Source organism: Streptomyces sp. NPDC127092, from assembly GCF_042722475.1.
Classification (GTDB): Bacteria; Actinomycetota; Actinomycetes; order Streptomycetales; family Streptomycetaceae; genus Streptomyces.
The window spans coordinates 119,356-127,615 of sequence record NZ_JBHXFE010000022.1; the positions used below are offsets into that span (position 1 = coordinate 119,356).

Annotated in this window: 5 protein-coding genes; 3 read left to right on the forward strand and 2 right to left on the reverse strand. The window is 69.2% G+C overall.

Features of this window, described 5'->3' with window-relative positions; genetic code table 11:
- Positions 1 to 174 precede the first annotated feature (174 nt).
- Together ACFWJO_RS19970 and ACFWJO_RS19975 are read right to left on the reverse strand one after the other, a co-directional pair.
- Positions 175 to 1,662, reverse strand: a complete 1,488-nt coding sequence (locus tag ACFWJO_RS19970; RefSeq protein WP_386866833.1) for a glycosyltransferase family 87 protein — start codon at positions 1,660 to 1,662, stop codon at positions 175 to 177.
- Positions 1,663 to 1,787: 125 nt separating this feature from the next.
- Positions 1,788 to 4,532, reverse strand: a complete 2,745-nt coding sequence (locus ACFWJO_RS19975; RefSeq protein ID WP_386866835.1) for a transglycosylase domain-containing protein — start codon at positions 4,530 to 4,532, stop codon at positions 1,788 to 1,790.
- A gap of 405 nt (positions 4,533 to 4,937) precedes the next feature.
- Here ACFWJO_RS19975 and ACFWJO_RS19980 point away from each other — a divergent pair, with 405 nt between their 5' ends.
- The 3 genes from ACFWJO_RS19980 (at position 4,938) to ACFWJO_RS19990 (ending at position 8,152) form a co-directional block, all read left to right on the forward strand.
- A complete protein-coding gene (locus ACFWJO_RS19980) occupies positions 4,938 to 5,627 on the forward strand; it encodes a helix-turn-helix transcriptional regulator (RefSeq protein WP_384407660.1) in 690 nt (229 codons plus the stop codon).
- A 47-nt stretch (positions 5,628 to 5,674) separates the two neighbouring features.
- Entirely contained in the window at positions 5,675 to 6,757 is a 1,083-nt protein-coding gene (locus ACFWJO_RS19985; RefSeq protein ID WP_386866837.1) for an inositol-3-phosphate synthase, read from the forward strand.
- Positions 6,758 to 6,880: 123 nt separating this feature from the next.
- Positions 6,881 to 8,152, forward strand: coding sequence for an MFS transporter (locus ACFWJO_RS19990; protein ID WP_386866839.1), 1,272 nt, complete (start codon positions 6,881 to 6,883; stop codon positions 8,150 to 8,152).
- Positions 8,153 to 8,260: the final 108 nt, after the last annotated feature.

The following is an 8,260-nucleotide window of genomic DNA, read 5'->3' on the forward strand; positions in this document are numbered from 1 at the left end:
GGGGGGGGGGGGGAGGGAGGGTGGGCGGGACAAGGAAAAAAACAAAGAGAAAGGAAGAGAGGTCTGGAGAGAGCGAAACCCAAAAGGAGGACAAACCCCCCCCCGGGACCCCCCCCCCGCCCCCCGCTTCACATGCCCGCTCTCCAGCGCCTCGGATGGCGCCTCGACGGCGCCTCACTCGCGGGGCACGCCCCACTCCACCCGCGGCCCCTCCACGGCCGGTGCCGCGTGCCGCGCCGGCCGCGCCGCCCTGCCCAGCACGAAGACGTCCTCCGCGCCGTCCAGGACGCCTCCGGCGGGGTCGTCCGAGCCGTCCCGCCGCACCCCGTCACGGTCGGGCGCCAGGATGTCCCGTACGACGAGCGCGCACAGGTAGAGCGTGCCGAGGACGTGCAGCACGATCGCGAACTGGTAGCCGTCGGTCGGCAGCCCCTGCTTGTTCCCGCTGGTCGTGTAGGCGAGGTACAGCCAGATGGCGAGGAAGTACATGACCTCGCAGGCCTGCCACACCAGGAAGTCCCGCCACCGCGGCCGGGCGAGCGCCGCCAGCGGGACGAGCCACAGCACGTACTGCGGCGAGTAGACCTTGTTGGTGAGCACGAAGGCCGCCACGATCAGGAAGGCCAGCTGCGCCAGGCGGGGCCTGCGGGGCGCGGTGAACGCCAGGTACGCGAGCCCCGCGACCGCGAGCATCATCAGGAACAGCGCCCAGTAGTTCGCCGTCTCCGGCCGGATCTGCTCGCCCGTGGTCTGGCTGATGAGCAGCCAGACCGAGCCGAAGTCGACGTTCCGCTCCGTGCTGAAGACGTAGAACTGCTTCCAGCCCTCGGTCGCGAGCAGCATCACCGGCAGGTTCACCACGAGCCAGGCGCCGGCCGCGCCCAGCACGGCCGTGCCGAAGGCGCGCCACCTGCCCGCACGCCAGCACAGCAGCAGCACGGGCACGAGCAGCAGTACCGGGTAGAACTTGGCGGCCGTCGCGAGCCCGAGCAGGACGCCGAAGCCGAGCGGCCGGCTCCGCGACCACATCAGCAGCGCGGCGGCCGTCAGGGCGACCGCCAGCAGGTCCCAGTTGATGGTGGCCGTGAGCGCGAACGCGGGCGCGAGCGCCACGAGCAGACCGTCCCAGGGGCGGTTGCGGTGCGTCCTGGTCACGCAGACGGCGAGGACGGCCGCGCAGACCATGAGCAGGCCCGCGTTGGCCAGCCAGTACGCCTGCTCCTGCGAGGTCAGGTCGCCGCCGGGCGTCAGCCAGGCGGCCACCTGCATGAACAGGCCCGTCAGGACCGGGTACTCCAGGAACGGTATGTCGCCGCTCAGCCGGTCGAAGTACGGGACCAGGCCCTCCGCGAAGCCGCGTCCGGAGAAGAGGTGCGGGATGTCGGAGTAGCAGGCGTGGGTGTACTGGGAGGTGGAGCCGCGGAACCACGCCCAGTTGTAGCAGGGCAGCTTCTGCACCATGCCGAGCGCGAACATCCCGATGGCCACCAGCGCGATGACGCGCACCGGGCTCAGCTGACCGGCGCCGAGGACCGCCCGGCGGCCGATCGGACCGCCGATGAACTCGCTGCCCGCGGCGGCCACCTCGTCGCGTCGGGTGGGGCAGACCACCGGAGGAACCTGCGGGTCCTGCGGAGGGCTCGTCTTCTGGAGGCTCGGCATGGGGGACATCCTGCCGTACGCCCCTGGGAAAACGACGAGGGCCGCCGCGCCCGGTCCCGCACACGAGGTACGGACCGGGCACGACGGCCCTCAGGGCCTCCGGGCCCCGGGTCGGCCGACCGGGGTCAGCCGCCGACGGCGCCCCAGGTGCTGCCTCCGGGCTTTCCTCCGCCCCCGCCGCTGTCGGTGGGAGTGGCCGTACTCGTCGGATCCGTCGTCGGCGTGCTGGTCGAACCGCCGTCGGTTCCTCCGCTGTCGGTGCCGGTGCTGGTGCCGCCGTTGTCCTTGCACGGCCAGTCCCACACGCTGCAGGTCTTGCCCGGGTCGGCCGTCTTGGTCGGCTTCTGGGTCGGCATGTCCTTCGACGGCGTGGAGGACGGCGTCTCCGACGGGGACTCGGTCGCCGTCGGCGTCGGGGTCGGGCTGGCCGCACCGCCGCCGAAGACCGCCTCGGCGTCCAGGTCCTCGGGCTCCGGGAAGCTCTTCGCCTCGACGCCCTTGAGGGCCTCGGTCATGTAGTTCTTCCAGATCCGCGACGGGAACGAATTACCGTGGATCTTCGGCTGGTCACCCGTGCCGTACATGGACTCGAACTTGCGGTCCTTCTTCGTCTCGTCGTCCGAGAAGCGGTACATGTCGATCGCGGTCGACAGCTGCGGGGTGTAGCCCACGAACCAAGCCGAGTTGTTGCCGTCGGTGGTACCGGTCTTGCCGGCCGCGTCGCGCCCGTCCTCGAGCGCGGCCTTCTTGCCGGTGCCGTTCTTGACGACGCTCTTCAGGACGTCGGTGACGTTGCTGGCGACGGCCGTGGAGAAGGCCCGCTTGGGCGCGGCCTTGTGCTCGTAGATGACCTCGCCCTTCTGGAGCACCTTGGTGACGGAGAACGGTTCGTTCTGCTCGCCCTGGTTGGCGAAGGTCGAGTAGGCACCGGCCATGCGGATGGCGCTCGGGGACGAGATACCGAGGGAGAACGAGGGCACGTCCGACTTCACCAGCGACGACTCCAGCAGGCCGGCGTCGACCGCCGCCTGGCGGACCTTGTCGATGCCGACGTCCATGCCGAGCTGCACGTACGGCGAGTTCGCCGAGTGCTCCATGGCCTCACGCAGGCTGATGTTCTTGTAGCTCGCGTCGTCGTCGTTGACCTGGAGCCACTCGTTGCCGTTCTCGTCGCGCCAGGTGGTGCCGTCGTAGTTCTTGATCTTCAGCTTGTTCTGGCCGTTGTAGCGGCTCTTGTCCGGGTCGACGAGCGTACGCGTGGAGGCGTCCTGGATCTTGCCGCCCTTGGGGTCCCGCACACCGTCGCGCATGGCGGCGGCCAGCACGAAGGGCTTGAAGGTCGAGCCGACCTGGGCACCGGTCTGGTCGGCGTTGTTGGTGAAGTGCTTGGTGGCGTTCTCACCGCCGTAGATGGCGACGATCGCACCGGTCTCGACGTCCACCGAGGCGCCGCCGAACTGGACGTCGGTGTCCGTCTTCGGCCGCTTCTTCGGGTCGATGTACTCCTTGTAGATGTCCTTGACCGAGTTCTCGAGCGCCTGGACCTTCTTCTTGTCGAAGGTCGTGTGGATCTCGAAGCCGCCCTTGGCCAGCTGCTGGGTGGTGATGCCCAGCTCGTTCTTGTTCAGGAAGTTCGCCTCGGCGGTCCGCACGAGGTAGCCGATCTGGCCGCCCAGCTGGGCACCCTGGGACCGCTGCTTCGTCGGGGGAAGCGTCGTGTACTTGGCACGCTCCTCCGCCGTCAGCGACTTGTCCTTGACCATCTCGTCGAGGATCCACGACCAGCGCTTCGTGGCACGGTCGGTGTTCGACTTGGCGTCGGCCGACGGGTCGATCTCGGGGTAGCCGGCCGGGTCGTAGTACGTCGCGCCCTTCAGCACCGCGGCGAGCAGCGCGCACTCGCTGGGGGTGAGGTCCTGGGCGTTCTTGCCGAAGTACGCGCGGGACGCGGCCTGGAGCCCGTAGGCGCCGCGGCCGTAGTACGAGGTGTTGAGGTAGCCCGCCATGATCTCGGGCTTGTCCTTCTCGTTGCCGACGCGCATCGAGATGAAGAGTTCCTTCACCTTGCGCGTCACCGTCTGCGACTGGTCGTCGAGACGGTTGTTCTTCACGTACTGCTGGGTGATCGTGGAGCCACCCTGGGTCTCGCCGCCCTTGGCCATGTTCCACACGGCGCGGGCGATGCCCATGGGGTCGATGCCGGAGTCGGTCCAGAAGGTCTTGTTCTCCGCGGAGACCACCGCGTCCTGCATGGCCTTCGGGATCTGCTCGTACCCGATGATCTGGCGGTTGACCTCACCACCGGTCGCGGCCATCTGCGTGCCGTCGGACCAGTAGAAGACGTTGTTCTGCTGCTTGGCGCTGATCGCCTCGTCGGGGATGCCCACCATGGCGTAGCCGATGGTCGCCGCGCCCATGAGGCTGCCGAGGAACCCGAGGAACAGGCCCGTCACGAGCTTCCACGAGGGCACCCAGCGCCGCCAGCCGTACTTGCCGTAGCGCGGGTAGTCGATGAGCCGCTTCTTGCCGGGCGGGCGGCCACTGCCACGACCGCGCCCGGGACCGCCCCCGCGGCCGCCGCCTCCACCGCCGCGCCGGCCTCCGCCGGGACCGCCCGGACCTCCGCCGGCCTCGGGAGCGCGCCGGCGCCCGCCCCGCTGCGCGGCGCGCCGGGCCTCGGCGCGACCGCCATAGGGGCGCTCCTCGCCATGGGAGGACGGCGGCCCGTACGAGGCCGACGGGGACCCCGTGGCGGCATCATGGCCCTGGGCCGGCCTGCGGCCCATCGGCTGCTGGGCGGCGCGCCGGGCCGCGGCACGACCGCCGTACGGCGGCTGCTGCTGCGGCATTTTGCGACGGTGCTCGCTCATCGAACGACTACTCCTCGGGCAGGCGCGTACGCCTGGAAGCGGCAGTTGAGTTCCGGTCCCCCCGAATGGCACACGGCCGGACCTCGGAAAAGACCCTTCCGTGTCGCAGCCGGTCACCCGCTTCACTGACGCCCTGCGGCATCGCGCGGTTCCCGGTGGTCTGCATGCCGCACAGACTACGCACGGCCAAAACCCACCTAGGGGTGAAGTTCACCCCAAATCCGGCAACTCCATTGCCGTGAATTGACGATGTGACGCCGGTCACTCGAGCCCCACTTGTCGCGGACATGGGGTCGTTCTATCGTCGGGATGTATCGAGCCGATACATCAGCACGTCACATCGGCTCGGCATACGAGTTTTCCCACGGTCCGCGAGACGAGTTCCGAGAACGGAGGAGGCGGCGAATGAGCAGGCGCTCAGGAATCCTCGAGTTCGCCGTTCTCGGCCTGCTCCGCGAGGCCCCCATGCACGGCTACGAGCTGCGCAAGCGGCTCAACACCTCGCTGGGGATCTTCCGGGCCTTCAGCTACGGCACCCTCTACCCCTGCCTCAAGACGCTGGTCGCCAACGGCTGGTTGATCGAGGAGCCGGGCAGCGCTCCCGAGGAGGCCGTGGCGGCTTCACTCGCGGGGCGCCGAGCCAAGATCGTCTACCGGTTGACGGCCGAAGGTAAGGAGCACTTCGAGGAGCTCCTCTCCCACACCGGCCCCGACGCCTGGGAGGACGAGCACTTCGCCGCCCGCTTCGCCTTCTTCGGCCAGACCGAGCGCGAGGTGCGGATGCGGGTGCTGGAGGGCCGCCGCAGCCGGCTGGAGGAGCGCCTGGAGAAGATGCGCGCCTCTCTGGCCCGTACGCGCGAGCGCCTCGACGACTACACGCTTGAGCTGCAGCGCCACGGAATGGAGTCCGTGGAGCGCGAAGTGCGCTGGCTGAACGAGCTCATCGAGAGCGAGCGGGCGGGACGGGATCAGCGATCCGGCCCCGACGCCCCCGAGGGCGCCGCTCAGCAGAACAGAGAATCCGGAGAAACGGGCGGCCTGCCCCGGCACGGGGGCAGTACCCGGCCGGATCCGTCCGACGACACCGCCAAGTGAAACCCTGCGTCCGCAGGGCTTCCACGATCACACAGGGAGCAACCGGAATGGGTTCGGTTCGCGTAGCCATCGTCGGCGTGGGCAACTGCGCCGCGTCGCTGGTCCAGGGCGTCGAGTACTACAAGGACGCCGACCCGGCGACCAAGGTGCCCGGCCTGATGCACGTCCAGTTCGGCGACTACCACGTCGGTGACGTGGAGTTCGTCGCCGCGTTCGACGTGGACGCGAAGAAGGTCGGCCTCGACCTCGCCGACGCCATCGGCGCCAGCGAGAACAACACCATCAAGATCTGCGACGTCCCGAACAAGGGCGTCACGGTCCAGCGTGGTCACACGCTCGACGGTCTCGGCAAGTACTACCGCCAGACCATCGAGGAGTCCGCCGAGGCCCCCGTGGACGTCGTCCAGGTCCTCAAGGACAAGCAGGTCGACGTGCTCGTCTGCTACCTGCCCGTGGGTTCCGAGGAAGCCGCGAAGTTCTACGCGCAGTGCGCCATCGACGCCAAGGTCGCCTTCGTCAACGCCCTCCCGGTCTTCATCGCCGGCACCAAGGAGTGGGCTGACAAGTTCACCGAGGCCGGTGTCCCGATCGTCGGCGACGACATCAAGTCCCAGGTCGGCGCCACCATCACGCACCGCGTGATGGCGAAGCTGTTCGAGGACCGCGGTGTCCGTCTCGAGCGCACCATGCAGCTCAACGTCGGCGGCAACATGGACTTCAAGAACATGCTCGAGCGCGACCGCCTCGAGTCCAAGAAGATCTCGAAGACGCAGGCCGTCACCTCGCAGATCCCCGACCGCGACCTGGGCGACAAGAACGTCCACATCGGTCCGTCGGACTACGTGGCCTGGCTCGACGACCGCAAGTGGGCCTACGTCCGCCTCGAGGGCCGCGCCTTCGGTGACGTCCCGCTGAACCTGGAGTACAAGCTCGAGGTGTGGGACTCCCCGAACTCCGCGGGTGTCATCATCGACGCCCTGCGCGCCGCGAAGATCGCCAAGGACCGCGGCATCGGCGGCCCGATCCTCTCCGCGTCCTCGTACTTCATGAAGTCCCCGCCGGTCCAGTACTTCGACGACGAGGCCTTCGCCAACGTCGAGAAGTTCATCAAGGGCGAGGTCGAGCGCTGACCTGACGGTCACCTCCTGATCGCCTGACGACCACCCGATGGCCGGACGACGATCCAGCGGCTCGACGACGAGGGTCCCCGTGGCACTGCCCGGGGACCCTCGTCGTATGTGAGTCTTGCTCCCATGTCCGTCGTGCGTGATCTGCGCGTCCTCCTGCGACTGCGCAACTTCCGCCGCCTGCTCACCGTCCGCCTGCTCTCCCAGTGCGCCGACGGGGTCTACCAGGTCGCCCTCGCCACGTACGTCGTCTTCTCCCCCGAGAAGGAGACCAGCGCCGCGGCCATCGCCTCCGCGATGGCGGTGCTGCTGCTGCCGTACTCCCTCGTGGGACCCTTCGCCGGTGTTCTGCTCGACCGCTGGCAGCGGCGCCAGGTCTTCCTCTACGGGAATCTCCTGCGGGCCCTGCTGGCCGGCGGCACCGCGGTGCTCGTGCTGGGCTCCGTGCCGGAATGGCTCTTCTACGCCTCGGCCCTCTCGGTCACGGCCGTCAACCGCTTCGTGCTGGCCGGCCTCTCCGCGGCACTGCCGCGCGTGGTCGACGACGAGCGGCTCGTGGTCGCCAACTCGCTCTCGCCCACCGCCGGCACCCTGGCCGCGACCCTGGGCGGCGGGCTGGCCTTCGGCGTACGGCTGGTGGCGCACGACTCCGACGCCGCGGTCGTCCTCCTGGGCGCCGTCCTCTATCTCTGCTCCGCGCTCGCCTCGCTCCGGATGTCCCGCGAGCTCCTCGGCCCGGACCCGGAACTCGTCCAGCCCCGGCTCACCGCCGCCCTGGCCTCCACCGCACGGGGCCTGGCAGCCGGCCTCCGGCACCTCGCCGAGCGGCGCCCGGCCGCGGGGGCGCTCACCGTGGTCACCCTGATGCGCTTCTGCTACGGCGCCCTGTTCGTGACGGTGCTCATGCTCGCCCGGTACGCGTGGAGCGCCACGGAGGACGACGGGCTCGCCGTCCTGGGCCTGGCCGTGGCCGCCTCGGGAGCCGGTTTCTTCGCGGCGGCGGCGCTCTCGCCCTGGGCGGTCGGGAGATTCGGGCCGTTCGGCTGGATGACCGTGTGCACCGGAGCCGCCGCCGTGCTGACCCCCGCCCTGGGGCTGACCTTCGCCCGGACACCGTTCCTCGTGGCCGCCTTCGTGCTCGGTCTGACCACCCAGGGAGCAAAGATCGCCACGGACACCGTCGTGCAGACCTCCGTGGACGACGCCTATCGCGGCCGGGTCTTCTCCCTCTACGACGTGCTCTTCAACGTCGCCTTCGTCGGCGCTGCCGGCGTCGCCGCCGCCATGCTGCCTCCGGACGGCCGGTCCCCCGCGATCGTGGCGCTGGTGACCGTGATCTACGCGCTCCTCACACTGGGCCTGGCCCGAGCCAAGAGAAAAGGGCGATGTTTCACGTGAAACATCGCCCCTTGCCGGAGCTCGTGTCGGGAGGGCTCCGTTGACGCTTTCCCTGGCAAAAATACAACTGAACAAAAGAGGGAAAAAACCCCCCGCCCCCCGTCCCCC